Origin of the sequence: Flavobacterium psychrotrophum, assembly GCF_003403075.1 — a bacterium.
In the GTDB taxonomy this organism is placed as follows: domain Bacteria; phylum Bacteroidota; class Bacteroidia; order Flavobacteriales; family Flavobacteriaceae; genus Flavobacterium; species Flavobacterium psychrotrophum.
The window spans coordinates 3,824,173-3,841,589 of the sequence record NZ_CP031557.1; the positions used below are offsets into that span (position 1 = coordinate 3,824,173).

Annotated in this window: 18 protein-coding genes; 8 read left to right on the forward strand and 10 right to left on the reverse strand. The window is 41.2% G+C overall.

Annotation, left to right across the window (positions count from 1 at the left end; genetic code table 11):
- The first annotated feature begins 163 nt into the window (after positions 1 to 163).
- The 4 genes from DYH63_RS16565 (at position 164) to DYH63_RS16580 (ending at position 3,364) form a co-directional block, all read left to right on the forward strand.
- The gene (locus DYH63_RS16565; RefSeq protein WP_116789851.1) at positions 164 to 766 is read left to right on the forward strand and encodes a hypothetical protein; all 603 of its coding nucleotides are present in this window, start codon (positions 164 to 166) and stop codon (positions 764 to 766) included.
- 124 nt (positions 767 to 890) lie between these two features.
- The gene (locus tag DYH63_RS16570; protein ID WP_162927069.1) at positions 891 to 2,270 is read left to right on the forward strand and encodes a glycine-rich domain-containing protein; all 1,380 of its coding nucleotides are present in this window, start codon (positions 891 to 893) and stop codon (positions 2,268 to 2,270) included.
- 67 nt (positions 2,271 to 2,337) lie between these two features.
- A complete protein-coding gene (locus DYH63_RS16575) occupies positions 2,338 to 2,613 on the forward strand; it encodes a hypothetical protein (protein WP_116789853.1) in 276 nt (91 codons plus the stop codon).
- Positions 2,614 to 2,746: 133 nt separating this feature from the next.
- The gene (locus DYH63_RS16580; RefSeq protein WP_116789854.1) at positions 2,747 to 3,364 is read left to right on the forward strand and encodes a hypothetical protein; all 618 of its coding nucleotides are present in this window, start codon (positions 2,747 to 2,749) and stop codon (positions 3,362 to 3,364) included.
- Here DYH63_RS16580 and DYH63_RS16585 read toward each other — a convergent pair.
- From DYH63_RS16585 to DYH63_RS16595, 3 genes are read right to left on the reverse strand one after another with little or no spacing between them, the layout of a single operon-like run.
- Complete coding sequence (locus tag DYH63_RS16585; RefSeq protein WP_116789855.1) at positions 3,333 to 4,445, reverse strand: NAD(P)/FAD-dependent oxidoreductase; 1,113 nt, start codon at positions 4,443 to 4,445, stop codon at positions 3,333 to 3,335. The genes DYH63_RS16580 and DYH63_RS16585 overlap by 32 nt on opposite strands.
- 3 nt (positions 4,446 to 4,448) lie before the next feature.
- The gene (locus tag DYH63_RS16590) at positions 4,449 to 5,195 is read right to left on the reverse strand and encodes a DedA family protein (RefSeq protein WP_116789856.1); all 747 of its coding nucleotides are present in this window, start codon (positions 5,193 to 5,195) and stop codon (positions 4,449 to 4,451) included.
- A gap of 24 nt (positions 5,196 to 5,219) precedes the next feature.
- Entirely contained in the window at positions 5,220 to 6,446 is a 1,227-nt protein-coding gene (locus tag DYH63_RS16595) for a dicarboxylate/amino acid:cation symporter (RefSeq protein ID WP_116789857.1), read from the reverse strand.
- A gap of 255 nt (positions 6,447 to 6,701) precedes the next feature.
- Here DYH63_RS16595 and DYH63_RS16600 point away from each other — a divergent pair, with 255 nt between their 5' ends.
- The 3 genes from DYH63_RS16600 (at position 6,702) to DYH63_RS16610 (ending at position 10,535) form a co-directional block, all read left to right on the forward strand.
- The gene (locus tag DYH63_RS16600; RefSeq protein WP_116789858.1) at positions 6,702 to 8,603 is read left to right on the forward strand and encodes a S9 family peptidase; all 1,902 of its coding nucleotides are present in this window, start codon (positions 6,702 to 6,704) and stop codon (positions 8,601 to 8,603) included.
- 81 nt (positions 8,604 to 8,684) lie between these two features.
- Entirely contained in the window at positions 8,685 to 9,887 is a 1,203-nt protein-coding gene (locus DYH63_RS16605) for a C1 family peptidase (RefSeq protein WP_116789859.1), read from the forward strand.
- A gap of 78 nt (positions 9,888 to 9,965) precedes the next feature.
- Complete coding sequence (locus DYH63_RS16610; protein ID WP_116789860.1) at positions 9,966 to 10,535, forward strand: hypothetical protein; 570 nt, start codon at positions 9,966 to 9,968, stop codon at positions 10,533 to 10,535.
- An 84-nt stretch (positions 10,536 to 10,619) separates the two neighbouring features.
- On the opposite strand, the gene DYH63_RS16615 is transcribed toward DYH63_RS16610, so the two are convergent.
- Both DYH63_RS16615 and DYH63_RS16620 read right to left on the reverse strand, forming a co-directional pair.
- Entirely contained in the window at positions 10,620 to 11,093 is a 474-nt protein-coding gene (locus DYH63_RS16615) for a hypothetical protein (RefSeq protein WP_116789861.1), read from the reverse strand.
- A 132-nt stretch (positions 11,094 to 11,225) separates the two neighbouring features.
- Positions 11,226 to 11,696, reverse strand: a complete 471-nt coding sequence (locus tag DYH63_RS16620; protein WP_116789862.1) for a hypothetical protein — start codon at positions 11,694 to 11,696, stop codon at positions 11,226 to 11,228.
- A 162-nt stretch (positions 11,697 to 11,858) separates the two neighbouring features.
- Between DYH63_RS16620 and DYH63_RS16625 the strand changes: the two genes are divergently transcribed.
- Positions 11,859 to 13,442: an FMN-binding glutamate synthase family protein gene (locus DYH63_RS16625; RefSeq protein ID WP_116789863.1), complete on the forward strand. Its 1,584-nt coding sequence runs from the start codon at positions 11,859 to 11,861 to the stop codon at positions 13,440 to 13,442.
- On the opposite strand, the gene DYH63_RS16630 is transcribed toward DYH63_RS16625, so the two are convergent.
- The 5 genes from DYH63_RS16630 to DYH63_RS16650 form a co-directional block, all read right to left on the reverse strand.
- Positions 13,439 to 13,852, reverse strand: a complete 414-nt coding sequence (locus tag DYH63_RS16630; RefSeq protein ID WP_116789864.1) for a hypothetical protein — start codon at positions 13,850 to 13,852, stop codon at positions 13,439 to 13,441. The two genes, DYH63_RS16625 and DYH63_RS16630, sit on opposite strands and share 4 nt — an antisense overlap.
- 120 nt (positions 13,853 to 13,972) lie before the next feature.
- Entirely contained in the window at positions 13,973 to 14,326 is a 354-nt protein-coding gene (locus DYH63_RS16635) for a DUF4890 domain-containing protein (RefSeq protein WP_116789865.1), read from the reverse strand.
- 117 nt (positions 14,327 to 14,443) lie between these two features.
- A complete protein-coding gene (accC, locus tag DYH63_RS16640; protein WP_116789866.1) occupies positions 14,444 to 15,796 on the reverse strand; it encodes an acetyl-CoA carboxylase biotin carboxylase subunit in 1,353 nt (450 codons plus the stop codon).
- Between the two features lie 85 nt (positions 15,797 to 15,881).
- A complete protein-coding gene (gene accB, locus DYH63_RS16645) occupies positions 15,882 to 16,370 on the reverse strand; it encodes an acetyl-CoA carboxylase biotin carboxyl carrier protein (protein ID WP_116789867.1) in 489 nt (162 codons plus the stop codon).
- Between the two features lie 29 nt (positions 16,371 to 16,399).
- Entirely contained in the window at positions 16,400 to 17,398 is a 999-nt protein-coding gene (locus DYH63_RS16650) for a beta-ketoacyl-ACP synthase III (protein WP_116789868.1), read from the reverse strand.
- Positions 17,399 to 17,417: the final 19 nt, after the last annotated feature.

Here is a 17,417-nt window from a genome sequence, read left to right on the forward strand (position 1 = left end):
AAATAATGCCAGAGTGTTGTTTCATTTACTATAGGCAATACCGAAAGTTTAAGAAAGTTAAATCCCGACTTGAGGTTGTATAATATTTATATTTTCTACCGTTATATTCAGATAACCACCTCACTCATATATGAATATAAGGTCCGTCATTTTTTCTTTAGTAATGAGCTTGTTACTCCTGACTATCCCATCATGTAAACGGGAAAAAGAAGCATTGCCCAAAAAACCTGCTGTCCAGCTAAAACCTGAGGTAGAAGCTGATACCACGGCTCCCATGGTAAAAGATACAAACAGGATTGCTACAGATCCTTTCATTTCGGGCGATTATGAGTTTGCAAAGACGCCAGATGTTTTCAGAGAACGGTTTAATGCATTTATGAAAAAGTTGGGTTGGGAAATGCGGCTTAAAAAAGGCGAGGTTATAACAGTAGATCACGATATCATTTGTAACATGCCCCTAACCGAACACATTAATATTGCAGCCAAGCTCGGCAAGAATGATGCAGTAGTAAAAGTTGTTCTTTTCAGCAGTCATGATTTTAATGTTCCTTCTCAAATGGAAATCGTTCATGCCATGAAAGGCATGATTGCAGCGGGCCCGGCTTACCGTTATATTACAGATGATGAAATTGAGATTATTATGTATGGCCTGGGTACGCTTTCAGACGATAAAATTTTCCCAAAGGGTATATATAAGAGGGATGGCATTCGTTACGAAGTCAAGGTTAATTTAAGTAATATATATTTTGGTGTAAGTGCAGAATAGTAGTTGTATATAGGGATGACCTAATAATTGCATCAAAACCCAATACTGCTGTAACGAAAAAACACGCTTGAAACAGTACTTCCTCCTACCTTTATCATGCCAGAAAAAACTAACCAACATGAGCATGAATAACGAACTTTGGCAAAAAGTACTTGATTTTGAATTTGATGATTCCGGTGATTACACCTTTACCATCCGCCTTGCAAAAGAAAACTGCTGGACTCACTACTTTACCCGGCAGGCTTTATCGGAATATAAAAAGTTTATGTACTTAGCCGCCACAACGGGCAGTATGGTTTCGCCATCAGAAATTGTAGATATTGTATGGCACCAGCACCTTATTTTTACACAATCCTACACAGCCTTTTGCAACCTGCTGGAAAAACAGATACAACACATACCTTCTACTCACAACAGCCTGGATTTTGAAAAATTCAGAATAGCAAAAGAACACACCACAAAGCAATATAATGCCGTATTTGGCGAGCAGCCTAAGGCAATATGGCATAACCACACCATGCTGCAATCATTAAAGCTGCCGCAATCATCTAAAAGCATACAGAGCCTTTTTATATATGCAATACTTACAACCGCAGCGCTGCTCATGCCTGCTTATATGCTTTTAAGGCCAATATACGTACATATAAGCAGCCCCGTATTTATTATTAGTATAGCCATTACAGCACTAACGGTTTTCTTCTCATTAAAGCATTACTTTAACAACCGTTACCTGCAAAGATTGATTAATGACGCAGAAAAGGACTCGTTTATACACAGCCTACACCCCTTTGAGGTAATTTACCTGAAAACGGGCAATATTAACGCAGTTATAAATGGCAGCCTTGGCGAACTGATGTACGAAGATGTCGCCGAAATAGACCAAGAAGGTGCATTTTCTATACCTGAGAAAAGACAGGTAAATGAACCGTATATGCGGCAGGCAATGCATAAACTTGATGAGTACAACCGCATATCGCATGCCGGCATATTAGAAGAGCTTCAGCAAAAACCTATATTCGGCAATATAGAGCACAGCATGGAAGTAGTGAACAATCATGTTCTTGGGTCTGAAAAATTCCGAAAGCTTTTGCTTATAAACATGGTGCTTTTTGCTATTCCGTTACTTTTCATCTACGTGCGCATTTTTACAGGTTTAATGCGCCACAAGCCCGTAGATTTTATTGTTATGATCGGCTTGTTTTTTACCATTGCAACCGTAATGCATTTTAAACTGATGCTACAAAATCCGTTGGGTAATGTTATAGCGGGCTACTATCTTAACCATGTACTGTCTAAAGAGCAAATAAGGCGCGACTTGCAGTGGAGCTATGTGGCTGAAGGACCTGCCTTGTTAAATGCTGCCCTGCTTACAATAGCATACCCCAGGTATGATCCTAACACGGGGAGTGCCGGCGATGGTGGTTCGGGTGGTTGTTCTTCCGGTGGTTCCTGCGGAAGCGGAGGTTGTGGTGGAGGCTGCGGAGGTTGTGGCGGAGGCGATTAGACGGCTATCGCGCAGCCACAAAAATAATTTGCTATATTTGTTATCAACCAATAGTTAACCAATCACCATGAAAGCACGCCATATCATTACGCTAATAATCGCGGTTATAGTCTTCTTTGGCTTTTTAAAAATGCGTGAAAATTTCGGCAAATACAAAAAGGACAAAGGGCAGCAGGAAATTGATGCCTTTTATTCTAAACTACATTCAGAGCACACTATTAATTACTTTGAAGTACAGGGTGAAATATTTGAGATCATGTCGCGTAATGAACTGAACGATGCTCAAAAACAAAGGCTGCTAACCACAAAAGACAGTCTTAGAAAAGAGTTTGGCAGTAGATAGCATATGCCTACAACCAACCCAATGAAAAGCTTCTCTATTCCTTTGCCTAATTAGCACTGCTTACCGGCATCAAACAGGAAACTCCAAGAAATCCGGAACGGAAGCTCCTAAACAGAAATTAATATACCCAATTATGGAACGCCCTACTTCTGGCAAAACCGCTTTAGAAACACATTTGTATCAACTACAACGGGAAGCTACAATTGCAGAAAAACTTGGCTTGCCCAAGCTGGACTCCGGAGTATTAACCCTGCGTGATGCAAGAGGTTTTCGTGAGAATGAGAAATTCATGGAATATTTCTGGGTAATAGATATTTCGGTTTCATTTACCGGCTGGTTCACTATTTTTGGCTTAAAATTCAAACAGCATGCATTTAGGAAATATACAAATGCAGAAGAACTAATTACAGGGCTTTACTATTCAATGGGCAGTAATGAAGGTTTTCATACAGAAACACTGGTTGGTGATAAAATTAAAGACACTATATCAGAGCATCATAACTTTAATCTTACTGATCCGGGCAACCAGCATACAGCTATAGCTGAAGTTTCCTATAATCTGCATATTTGTAATCCTCACCTTAATACATTTATATCAACAAGAAATCCACAAAGCGAAGATTGGAAAAACTGGGAGGATATTGTGTGGAAACTTGCCAGTAAACTCTCAGCAGATGCAGGAGATAATTTTTTTAAGGAGACTTTTTCAGAGAATTACATCACACCAAATCCGCCAACTCCATCCCGATAATACTACCTATCGCAATACCCATACCGCCAAGCCGTACACCACAATAAGTGTGCTCTGATAGTTGCTGAACGATTGGATTCTTTTGGCTGCCCATTCCCATAATACCACTCCAACGGTGGGCAATCTTCACTTCGGTTTCCGGTAATATGGTTTCGCGCAGCAGTTGTTCCAACCGGTTCTGGATTATATCGGTCGTACCAAAATGTGTTGTGGTCTCACCCTCAAAGTCGAGGTTGCGCGCACCGCCAAACAATATACGGTTGCCAATATTACGGAAGTAATAATATCCCCTGTCAATATGAAACGTTCCGCGGATGTCGAGGTTAGGTATCGGCTCTGTAATCAGCACCTGCGCACGGGCGGGTTTTACCGCGCCGTTAGTAATCTGGCCGGCAAAAGCATTGGTCGCAAACAATAGCTTTTTAGTCCGGAAAGAAAAATCACCTAAAGCAACCTCTACCCCATCTGGTTTTTCATGCCATGCTGTTACTGTCTGGCTGTTTAGTATCAGGATATTTTTTTCATGGGCTTGTTTTAAAAGCGCCTGCATCATACGCCCGGTATCGATCTGCCCCTCAAACGGATTGAATATTAAATATTCTTTCGTGCCTTTAAAATTAAAACGATCCGTTTCCTTAGTAAACACATCAGCTTTAAACATCGGGCGCAGCACATCGTTTACAAACGGCATACGGCGCAGGCACTGTTCATAACCTTCGGTATCGCTTTCCGGGAAAATCTCGTAACCACCGTAGGGCTTAAAGTCGATCGTGGCATCACCCAGACGGTTGCGCAGTAATTGCAACCCCTGCCAGCGCTTTTGTATCAATCCGGTTACTTCTACTTCAGTATAATTGCTAAGGTCGTCTATAATTTCGCTAAGGCTCCCAAAACAGGCAAAGCCAGCATTTTTGGTGCTGGCTCCCTGTGGCAAAGCGCCACGTTCTAGTATAAGTATCTTGCTGTCAGGAAAACGCTCGCGCAGGCGCAATGCCGTGTGCAGGCCTACAATGCCACTACCCACAATGGTATAGTCTACATTGCTGAACCAGGAATCTATTTCCCACCAGCTAAGGTTCATGGCTTAGTTAGGAAAAATTTTGGTTTCGTTATCATCATTACCATCTTTAAGCTCTTCAAGAGCTTCCTCTTCGGTTACCTTGTTGCCTTTAATAGCATTAAGTATAAGCGGCACGGTAGTAATAAGCACGATACCAATGATGATGATTTCGATGTGTTTTTTAAGGTCGATGCCAAATGATTTAAGGAACAACGACGAAAGATAATGCCCTGCAAATATCAGCGCAAACGCCCAAAGGACAGAACTGATCATGTTATAGAGCATGAATTTTTTCTTGTCCATTTTTACCACACCGGCAATAATGGGAGCAAACGTACGGATTATGGGTAAAAACCTTGCAAAGATTATCGCCCTGCCACCGTGCTTTTCAAAAAACTCCTGAGACTGTATAAGGTATTTCTTTTTGAATAAAAAGCTGTCTTTCCTGCTGTAAAGGTAGGTGCCACTCTTAGAACCAAACCAGTAACCAAAGGTATTACCTACAATACCCGAAACTGCTACAAGGGCAGCAAGTGCGGCCACATTAATATGTTCGTTACCCAGGTCTGCAAGGGTAAGCATAAGCGATTCGCTGTAAATACCGGCCAGGAACAAAAGGCTGTCACCCGGCAAAAAGAAACCGGCAAAAAGGCCTGTCTCTGCAAAAACAATAAACAACACTACATAAATGCCTATAGGCACACTGCCTAAATGTAGGTTGATATAAAACTCCGGGTTTATTAACTGCATCCAGTCGAAACCTTTTTCCATGCTATTTGTGATTTATTTGATTGATCAGTTTTTATTTTCCCACTTATCTATGGCACTTGTGGCAAGGGCATTGCCCAGCACATTTGTCATACTGCGCGCCATGTCGCAAAAGTGGTCTATTGGTAATATTAAAGCTATGCCTGCCGCAGGTATGTCAAACATGGCGCAGGTGGCTACCACTACAATAAGCGATGCCCTTGGCACACCGGCTACACCTTTGCTTGTAAGCATTAGTACAATAAGCATAAGCAGCTGTTTTTCCAGCGGCATATCTATACCGTATACCTGGGCAATAAACAGGCTGGCAAAGGTCATATACATCATACTGCCGTCCAGGTTAAATGAATAACCCAGTGGCAACGTAAACGATACAATTTTAGGGTCGCAGCCAAAGCGCTCCAGTTCTTCGGTAAGCTTCGGGAAAACCGCCTCGCTGCTAGTAGTACTAAATGCAATAAGCAATGGGCTTGCAAGCCTTTTAAGCAACACAAACAGGCGCTTGCCCAGTATAAGGTAGCCTACAGTTAGCAACACCACCCAAAGCAATACGATACCAAGCGCAAATGCGCCCAGGTAACCGGCATACAGCTTCCAGATGTCGAGCCCGTGCAGGGCTACAGCTCCTGCAACAGCACCAAAAACACCTACAGGTGCCACCCACATAATATAGGTAACCATTTTAAGCACTACGTGTGCTATTATATCCAGTACTTTTATAACGGGCTTACCTATTTCGCCTACTGATGACAGCGCGATGCCAAACATAATAGAGAATACTACAATTTGTAATATCTCGTTAGTAGCAAACGCTTCAAAAAGGCTTTTTGGTACAATATGAACTACAAAATTTTCGAGAGAAAAAGACTGCGTACCCGCAACAAGGTCGCCTGCAGGCTCTAAAGAGCGAATGTCAATTTGTGTGGTCTTTCCCGGCTCCAGCCAGTTTACCAGCGTCATGCCCAGCAACAGCGAAACCAGCGATGCTGTAAGGAACCAGCCTATGGCTTTACCCCCTACACGGCCTACCATTTTAATATCGCCCATTTTTGCAATGCCCACCACGAGTGTACTAAATACCAGCGGCGCAATGATCATTTGCACCATACGGATAAATAGTGTACCCAGCAGTTTTATGTTTTTTGCAAAAGCAGGTGCATCTTCGGGGGTTTGGTAAAAAACAACTGCCCCTGCAACCACACCCAGCACAAGGCCTATTATTATGGCGATAAATAATTTGTTGTTGCTTTTCAAATTGACTTTTTTAGAGTGCGTGAAATTACTGATAATTTTTTAATGCACCTTTAGCTAAGAGTTAATTAAAGGCAAGTATTTTCATTTCCTTTTTCTTCGGGTACTAATCCTCAATATCCTACACTCCCCTATTTCTGCCTAAAGATGTTAAAATGAAAAGCGAAACGACATCCAAATTTGTGCTTATTCATGAAATTCGCGGCTATCTCTTAAGGATTACTTACTTTTGGAAAAGTTTTTGTAAACCATTAAACAATGAAAAAAATTCTCCTGTTAACACTTAGCATCATGGGATTATCTGCTGCGGCACAACAAACAATGACACCAGAAATGCTGTGGAGCCTGGGGCGTGTAAGCGCGGTGGGCATCTCTAAAGACGGAAAGTCAGTAATCTATAAGGTATCTATCCCACAGGTAGGCGAAAATAAATCGGATGCTAAATTTTACAGCATCCCGGTTAACGGCGGCACTGCTACCCCACTCGAAAAAACCGACGGCCTTGTGGCCGACCGTAACCTTTCTGCCGACGGCAAATGGCTGCTGGAAAGCAAAGAGATAAAAGTAGAAAAAGTAAACGGAAGCGATTACTATCCTGAATTGCAGAAAAGTACTGTACAAATTTATGACGGACTTGATTACCGCCACTGGGACACCTGGAACAACGGTACACACAACCATGTAGGCTACCACCCTGTTGACAAGAAAGACAACTGGACAGACGTTATGCCAAATGAACCTTTCGATTCACCGCAAAAACCTTTTGGCGGCGATGAAGATTACATTTGGTCACCAGACGGAAAAAGTATCGTATATGTAAGCAAAAAATTATCGGGTACAGCTTATGCGCTTAGCACAGATACAAACCTGTATGAATACAACATTGAGTCAAAAAAAACGGTAAACCTTACACCGGATAATGCGGGGTATGATATGAATCCTTCTTATTCGCCACAGGGCTACCTTACCTGGACCCGCATGAAAGAAGCCGGCAACGAGTCTGATAAAAACGACATCATCGTGCGCTTTAACGGCATCGACATGAACCTTACCGCAAACTGGGATGGTACTGTAGATGCTTTTACGTGGAGTGCAGATGGTAAAAAGGTATACTTCCTGGCTCCGGTAGATGGCACTAAGCAATTGTTTGAGGTTAACTTTCCAGGCAGGACAAAAATTGCCATTACCGTACAACAGCTTACCGATGGTGTTTTTGACATCAACCACATTACAGGTTTTTCAGGAGATAATGTAATTGTAGAGCGTACCGACATGAACCATGCCAGCGAAATTTACAGCTACAGCCTTAAAAAGAAAACCTGGAAACAACTTACACACGTAAACGATGCTGTTTACAGCAAGCTTGCATTAAGCAAAACAGAAAGGCGTTATGTAACCACTACAGATGGCAAAAAGATGCTGGTTTGGGTAGTATTGCCCCCTAATTTTGACGCTAAGAAAAAATACCCAACCCTACTATATTGCCAGGGCGGGCCACAAAGCGCACTAAGCCAGTTTTACAGCTTCCGCTGGAATTTTCAGCTTATGGCAGCACAAGGTTATATAGTGGTGGCACCTAACCGCAGGGGTATGCCGGGCCACGGTGTAGAATGGAATGCAGCCATTAGCAAAGACTGGGGCGGCCAGGTAATGAATGATTACCTGAGCGCTATTGATGATGTTAGTAAAGAAGCGTATGTAGACAAAGCCCGACTGGGTGCCGTGGGCGCCAGCTACGGCGGATACTCTGTATTCTATCTTGCAGGTATACACAACAACAGGTTTAAATCTTTCATCGCACACGACGGGGTATTTAACCTGCAAAGCATGTATGGCACTACCGAGGAGATGTTTTTTACGCACCACGAAAATGGTGGCGCGTATTGGGAAAAAGACAATGCCGATGCACAAAAAGCATACAGCCAGTTTAACCCAATAAACTTTGTTGACAAATGGAACACCCCTATACTTATAATACAAGGTGGTGTAGACTTCCGCGTGCCTGTTGGGCAGGGCCAGGAAGCCTTTCAGGCAGCACAGCTAAGGGGTATAAAAAGTCGTTTTCTTTACTTTCCCGATGAAAACCACTGGGTGCTAAAACCGCAAAATGCCATGATATGGCAGCGTGAATTCTTTAAATGGCTAAAGGAAACTTTATAGAATATTCATAAATAAGTAACATTTGCTAAATTTTATTTACTTTAGCAGTCTTATAACATAACTAAATTACACATTGTAATTATGACTAAATTTTCGATAAAGCCATTTATTGCCGTGGCATTATTAGCAGGCGGCCTTAACAGTGCCGTAGCACAGGATTACCTGGTAAACTCAGTAAAAAACAACCAGAGTGCAAACAGTAAAGACTCTTTTGTTTTTAAAGATGTAATAAACATTGAAAACACTCCGGTAAAAAACCAGGGATCAAGCGGTACCTGCTGGAGCTATTCTGCAAACTCTTTCCTTGAAAGCGAAATGATACGCTTGGGCAAGCAGCCGGTAGAGATATCCCAAATCTATACTGCACGTAATGCTTATATTGAAAAAGGTATTAACTATGTGCGCATGCACGGTGCTATTACCCTGGGCGATGGTGGTGCGCTGCACGATGTTATTAATATGTACCGCAAATATGGTGCGCTGCCGCAAAGTGCTTACACAGGTCTTAACTACGGCACTACAAATAATAAGTTTGGCGAAATGGCTGCCATTAACGAAGGCCTGCTTGCCGCTGTGGTTAAAAACCCGAATGGCGAACTTAGCCCTAGCTGGCAAAAAGCCTACACTGCCGTTATAGACAGCTACCTGGGCGAAGTACCTAAAAACTTTGATTTTAAAGGTAAAAAATATACACCGCAAACTTTTGCTAAAGAAGTTATAGGTATTAATCCAGACGAGTATGTAGAGCTTTCATCGTTTACAGATCACCCATATTACAGCCAGTTTGTAATGATGGTACCAGACAACTGGAGCCTAGACCTGATCTATAATGTAAAGATGAATGAACTTACAGACATTATAGACAATGCCCTTAAAAACGGTTATACTGTAGGCTGGGCGGGCGACGTTACTGAAAAAGGTTTTAGCTGGAAAAACGGTGTGGCATACATACCTAACAAGAACTTTGCTGATATGACTGCAGAAGAAAAAGAAGGCTTGTTTAAAGGCCCGCAAACAGAACTGGATATTACGCCTGAACTGCGCCAAAAGGCGTTTGACAACTACCAGACTACCGATGACCACGGTATGCACATTGTAGGCGTTAGCAAAGACCAGAATGGCAAAGAATATTACATTGTTAAAAATTCATGGGGTGCCACTAACGACTATAAAGGCTACCTGTACATGACTAAAAACTTTGTAAAGTACAAAACTACCGCCATACTTTTAAATAAAGGCGGATTACCAAAAGACCTTTCTAAAAAACTGAACATTACAAAATAATTTTCAACACTTTGAAAAACACTAAATCCTGCTACTTTTGTAGCGGGATTTTTTTTGCCCGGTAACAAACCAACGACCATGAAAAAAACAATAGCAATTGCCCTAATGGCACTTAGCAGCTTAACAACTTTAGCACAGGAAAGCACCGCTTTAGTAGAGAAATCAATTTTTAATGTTCAGCCCGGCTTTTTGGGGGTATATATAAATAATGAGTCGCGCCTTGGTAACAAATGGGCACTGCGCACAGAAGCAGGCCTTGATGCTGCCTTCTCAGCAAATGGCAATACATCCGATGTATGGGGGCTGATGCCTGCTATAAACCTGGAGCCAAGATACTATTACAACATATCAAAACGTGCAGCAAAAGGCAAACGTACATCTAAAAACAGCGCTAACTTTGCTACAGTGTCGTTGCGCTACAGCCCAGATTGGTTTATATTATCTAACAAAGACCATATAATAACCGAAAACACAGTATATATCATTCCTAAATGGGGCATAAGGCGCACAATAGGAAACAGCGGATTTAATTATGAAGCCGGTATTGGCATTGGCTATTATAGTATATTTGGTAACGACAGGAAATATTATGCCGACCCCGAGGGTGTAGCATTAGACCTGCATTTGCGCCTGGGATATTGCTTTTAAACAGCATTCTATAAAAACACAAAATCCCTTTTGAGTAACCAAAAAGGATTTTGTGTTTTATTACTTAAAACGTTAGCTTATAATCTACTCTGCCGATACAGCAGACATTTCAACTTTAACAGCATTAGTTTCTTCATCCAAACCGGCTTCTTTAACGGTTTTAAGCATACCGTTTACCTTGTCGGCAAACTTTGCAGCCTCTTTGGCGTTTCCTTCCCATACACTAATCGTAAATTTCTGCCCGTCAGCAGTTTTCACAACAAGTGTATGTTGCTTCTTAGCCTTTAAGAGCGATACAACTACGCCGATAGTACCTAAAATACCTAATAATACTTTTAGGAATGTATCTTCTTTAGGAAGAAAAAAAGCAACAATTATTAATAACGCCGGTAATGCGGCAAATAACAATCCTGAAACAGGAGTTGTTTTTCTGAAAGACATTTGTCGAATATCTTCCATTTCAAGAACTTTTTCGCTGGTAGAAGTAGCAAGAACTACCTTCCGGGCAAAAATTTTCCCACAGGTATTAGCAAATACCGGTTGGTGTGTTGTTTTCATGGAGTTTCTCTGGTTTCCGTAAAATTAAAAATTTTGAGGCATGAAAACTTGTAAATTAACATATTCATAACAATGCTAAGTGCAATTGCTAAGAAATCATCACACTAACCAGAGAATACATATACCACTTAATTATTCAAATGATGCAAATGGCATTATGTTATTAGCAGATACACCTCCACTACCCGGGGTATTATTTGATTTGTGTTTTTGCAAAACACTATTAGCATGGCCTGCAAATTTTTCAGCCTCCCGCTTTCCGGCAGCCCTTACCGTTATCGACTTGCCATCTGTCTTCCTTACAATTACCACATACCTTGTTTGCCCTTTAAAAAAAACCGCAGCCATGCCTAATATGCCAAGCGTTATGAACAGTATTTTTAAGAAAGATTCATGCTCTTTAAGAAAAAAAGAAATTGCAATTAACATGGCAGGCAGTATTGCTATTAAAAGATCGCTCTTGTTACGTTTTTTTTCATAGGAGATACTTTTAATTTCATCATAAGATAGAGATGAATCGCGCTTAGAAGTAGCAAGGATTAACTGGTTACGGAAAATTTTTCCGCAGGTATTTGTAAATACCTGTTGCGTAGTATTAGTCATTTTACATATTTATGGGAATACTAAATTACAAAAAACCAATCAATTCTCAATATATTAACAAGTAATCCACACAAAGAGCTATTGCATTTATCCTTAACCCTGCACATATTGGCACTTCCATTGAATTATGTATATTTGTTATATCTGTAATTTACTCCTCTAATGAGAAAAATATTCCTGCTTTTTTGCATCACATCTTTATCAATAATTGCACTACTCTCTTATATCAATATTAAGTCGGTACTATTGCTTCTCATATTCCTGCCACTCATACTTATGGGATTGTATGATATGTACCAGTCTAAAAAAACCATACGCCGTAATTTTCCTTTGCTTGGGCGTTTGCGCTATGTACTGGAATCTATAGGGCCTGAGATACGCCAATATTTTATAGAAACAGATCTTGAAGGCAAACCTTTTAACCGCCTTCAGCGCAGCCTGGTGTACCAGCGCAGTAAAAAAGAAACAGACACCACACCCTTTGGCACCCAGCTAAACGTATACGATGAAGGCTATGAGTGGATAAACCACAGCATACGCGCTATTCCTTTTGAGCAGGTAAACCCAGAGCCACGTGTACGCATAGGCTCATCACAGTGCACACAGCCCTACGAGGCAAGCCTTTTTAACATTAGTGCCATGAGTTACGGATCGTTAAGCAAGAATGCCATTATAGCGCTTAACAGAGGTGCAAAACAAGGCAGCTTTTACCACAACACCGGCGAAGGGGGCTTATCTCCTTACCATTTAGAAAACGGTGGCGACATTGTGTGGAACATAGGTACAGGTTATTTTAGCTGCCGCGATGCCGATGGTAATTTCAGCTACGAAGAATATGCTAAAAGAGCCGTGCTGGACAAAGTAAAAATGGTTGAAATAAAATTTAGCCAGGGCGCAAAACCAGGGCATGGTGGTATACTACCAAAAGAAAAGGTAACCGATGAAATTGCAGCGATACGTATTGTAGGCAAAGGAAAAGACATTGTTTCACCTCCCGGGCATTCTGCTTTTACCACACCACTGGAACTAATGAACTTTATACAAGTATTGCGAAAAGGATCTGGCGGTAAGCCCATAGGCATGAAGATATGTATAGGCAACAAATCTGAGTTTATAGCCATTTGTAAAGCAATGGTACAAACCAAAACCTATTTTGACTTTATTACAGTAGATGGTGGCGAGGGCGGTACAGGTGCGGCTCCACAAGAATATAGCGATCACGTAGGTATGCCGCTACGCGATGCTGTAGCATTTGTATATGATTGCCTTACCGGGTTTGACCTAAAAAAAGAGATAAAAATTATTTGCAGCGGCAAGGTAGTTACCGGCTTTGACATTATACGTTCGCTATCTATAGGAGCCGATTTATGTAATTCTGCCCGCGGGATGATGTTTGCACTGGGTTGCATACAAGCACTGGAATGCCACAACAATACCTGCCCTACAGGTGTAGCTACTCAAGACCCCATGCTGGTTAAAGGTTTAGTACCTGAAGAAAAGAGCATACGTGTAGCACGTTTTCAGCACGAAACAGTAAAAAGCGCCGTAGACCTTATGGCTTCTGCAGGTATAAAACACCCGGATGATGTAAGCCGCGATGTAGTAAGTATGCGCACTGACCGAACTACCATTAAAACCTATGCACAAACATATCCTGAACCTGTAGCAGGATCTATGCTGGAAGGCCACAGCGTTCCTACAGAAATGTTTTATTTCTGGAAGAAAGCCAGCGCTGAGAGGTTTTAAGCCTGTCTGCGAAGGCGGTTCTTTACCTGTTCTACAAACTTATTAGCCTCGCGCATATTGCCCTGCCATACATTCCATGTTATGGTTTCGCCATTTTTAAGATTTACCTTGAGCCTGTAGCTTTTTTGTGCTTTTATGACGGCTATTGTAAAGAAAGCAACACCCAATACTGTAACCAGGAACTTGAGGAAAACCTCTGACTCGTGAAAGAAAAAATATGGTATAAAAATAAGCATAGCCGGTACGGCAAGAAATAGCAGACTTGATGTTTTTACGCTACCTGCAAACGAAATGTTTTTAATTTCTCTTGTATCAATTTCTGTTTCTCTAAGGGCGGATGCAAAAATAACCTTGTCGGTAAACAGTTTTCCACAAGTGTTACTAAAGATGGGCATCTCTAAATTTGTCATATAGTAAGTAGATTGGATAAATACTTACGATAATATCATTAATACGGTTTTATAAAACGCAAAAAAAAGAGGCTACCTTTTTAGACAGCCTCTCTTCTCTATTTATTTGATAACATTAAATTACCTATAGTATTCCGCAATTTTTTTACGGTTAGCAGCTTTGTTGCCTACATAATTTTTATACTGGTCTTCGCTAAGCACCGATTTTAATTTAGTATCGCGCTCATCTTCCAGAACCCTAAGTTTTTTAATTTGGTCTGCACCTTTATTTTTCTTCTTATTATCTGCCTCTTTTTGAAGAAAGGAAAGATTTACAGCATACACTTTAGTGTATTGGCTATCGTTTAAAGACAGCTGCTCTTTCATATACGATGTAACAGCCTTGGCACCATCTACGGTTTTATCCTGCGCCATTACAGTAACGGTAAACAGCACCGTTAGTGCTGTAGATAATAACATCTTTTTCAGGGTCATTTGATTTTGTATTTATTAGTTAACAGATGGCATAGATACAACATTTTTATGTTCTTGGCAATGGCAGGACAAAATTAGTATATACAAAAAAGTCCCGCCTTGCAGGCGGGACTTTTATTATTCTACTATGCGTTCTTTCATCTTAAACGATTCCATAAACTTAGTGGTGTAATTACCGGCAACATAATCCGGTTCATCCATAAGCTGGCGGTGGAATGGTATAGTGGTTTTAATACCTTCTATTATAAACTCATCTAAGGCACGCTTCATTTTGCTTATAGCCTCTTCCCTCGTTTGGGCAGTAGTAATAAGCTTAGCGATCATAGAGTCATAATTTGGCGGAATAGTATAGCCACTGTAAACATGCGTATCCAGCCTTACACCGTGTCCACCCGGCATATGCAGGGTAGTGATCTTGCCCGGAGACGGACGGAAATCATTATACGGGTCTTCTGCATTGATACGGCACTCAATAGAGTGCATTTGCGGCAGGTAGTTTTTACCCGAAATAGGCACACCTGCTGCTACAAGTATCTGCTCACGAATAAGGTCATAATCTATAACCTGTTCAGTTATAGGATGCTCTACCTGTATACGCGTATTCATTTCCATAAAATAGAAATTCCTGTGCTTATCTACAAGAAATTCTACTGTACCGGCACCTTCATATTTAATATATTCAGCAGCTTTAATAGCAGCCTCACCCATTTTATTACGAAGCTCATCCGTCATAAACGGCGATGGTGTTTCTTCCGTTAGCTTTTGGTGACGACGCTGTACAGAGCAGTCCCTTTCACTAAGGTGACACGCTTTTCCAAAAGAGTCGCCTACAATTTGTATTTCAATGTGGCGCGGCTCTTCTATAAGCTTCTCCATATACATACCATCATTACCAAAAGATGCAGCAGCTTCCTGCTTAGCACTATCCCATGCTTTACGAAGCTCTTCCTGCTTCCACACGGCACGCATCCCTTTACCTCCACCACCTGCAGTAGCTTTTAGCATTACAGGATAGCCAAATTCGGCAGCAAGCTTTTCAGTATGTTCGTATGATTCAAGAAGCCCGTCAGAACCCGGTACACATGGTACACCAGCCTCTTTCATGGTAGCTTTTGCCGTAGCCTTATCACCCATTTTATCGATCATCTCAGGAGATGCACCAATAAACTTGATTCCATGCTCCTTGCATATTTTAGAAAAACGTGCATTTTCGCTAAGAAAACCGTATCCCGGGTGTATGGCATCTGCATTAGTAATTTCTGCTGCAGCAATAATATTTGAAATCTTAAGGTAAGACAGGTTGCTTGGCGGTGGGCCTATACACACGGCTTCATCGGCAAACTTTACGTGCAGGCTCTCAGCATCGGCTGTAGAATATACTGCAACAGTTTTTATGCCCATCTCCCTACAGGTACGAATAACACGTAGCGCTATCTCTCCCCTGTTGGCTATTAATACTTTTTTAAACATCTCTTTGATATTTTAAATTGTGAATTTTAAATTTTCTCCCGAATTCCTGTAATTGGAATTCAAAATTTATAATTTAAAATAATAATTAAGATGGGTCTACCAGGAATAGTGGCTGGTCAAACTCTACCGGTGAGGCATCGTCTACAAGAACTTTCACTATTTTTCCTGAAACTTCAGATTCTATTTCATTAAATAGTTTCATTGCCTCGATAACACACACTACATCACCCTTATTGATAACGCTTCCTACTTCAACAAAAGAAGGTTTATCCGGAGATGGTTTTCTGTATAATGTACCAATAATTGGCGACTTAACTGTAATAAATTTTGATGTATCTTCTCCTACAGGAGCAGCGGCAGGTGCATCGGCAACCGGCGCGGCAGGAGCAGCAGCAACAGGAGCAGCTTGCTGTGCAACTGGCATTTGCTGAATGTAAGCCGTAGCAGCAGCTTCGGCAGCACCCTCTGTAGTAGTTTTTATGGTGATCTTAAAATCATCCATCTCTAACTTAACTTCTGTAGCTCCGGACTTAGCCACAAACTTGATTAGGTTTTGAATTTCTCTGATATCCATACTTTCCGTTTTAATATTTTGTAGTTTGTTTAGTTTTTATTGTAAGCCCATTTAAGGTAGATAGAGCCCCATGTAAAGCCGCCGCCAAATGCAGCAAAAATAATGTTATCGCCTTTTTTAAACTGATGTTCAAAGTCAGCAAGTACAAGAGGCAGGGTAGCGCTGGTAGTATTACCGTAGCGCTCTATATTAATAAGCACCTTAGATTCGTCTACACCCATGCGCGATGCTGTAGCATCTATAATACGACGATTAGCCTGGTGTGCCACAAGCCAGTTTACATCATCATGTACAAGATTATTCTTTTTCATGATGCGCTCACTAACATCGGCCATATTACTTACCGCATATTTAAATACGGTTTTACCATCCTGGTAAACATAATGCTTACCCTCTTCTACGGTTTGATGGCTGGCTGGCATTAAAGATCCGCCGGCCTCTATTCTAAGAAAATCGCGACCTATACCATCGCTCCTTAGTATTTCATCCTGAAAGCCAAGGCCCTCATGGTTAGGTTCAAAAAGTACGGCACCGGCGCCATCTCCAAAGATAATGCAGGTAGCCCTGTCTTTATAATCTATGATAGAAGACATTTTATCTGCCCCTATAAGCAATACTTTTTTGTAACGCCCTGCTTCTATATAAGCAGAAGCAGTACTCATGCCATATAAAAAGCTGGAACACGCAGCCTGAAGATCATAAGCAAATGCATTAACAGCACCTATTTGAGTAGCTACATAAACTGCCGTAGCTGCCACGGGCTGATCTGGCGTAGTGGTAGCCACAAGCACAGCATCAATATCTTCAGGGTTAATACCCGCTTTTTTTATTAAATCTTCTGCGGCTTTAATAGCAAGATAAGAAGTACCCTTATCTGCATCTTTAAGTATACGCCTTTCTTTAATACCGGTACGGGATGTTATCCACTCATCATTAGTATCTACAATGGTTTCAAGTATCTCGTTAGTAAGCCTATATTCAGGAACATAAGCACCTACAGCGGTAATAGCGGCTGTTATTTTACTCATAATTAAATAGTAAGTATAA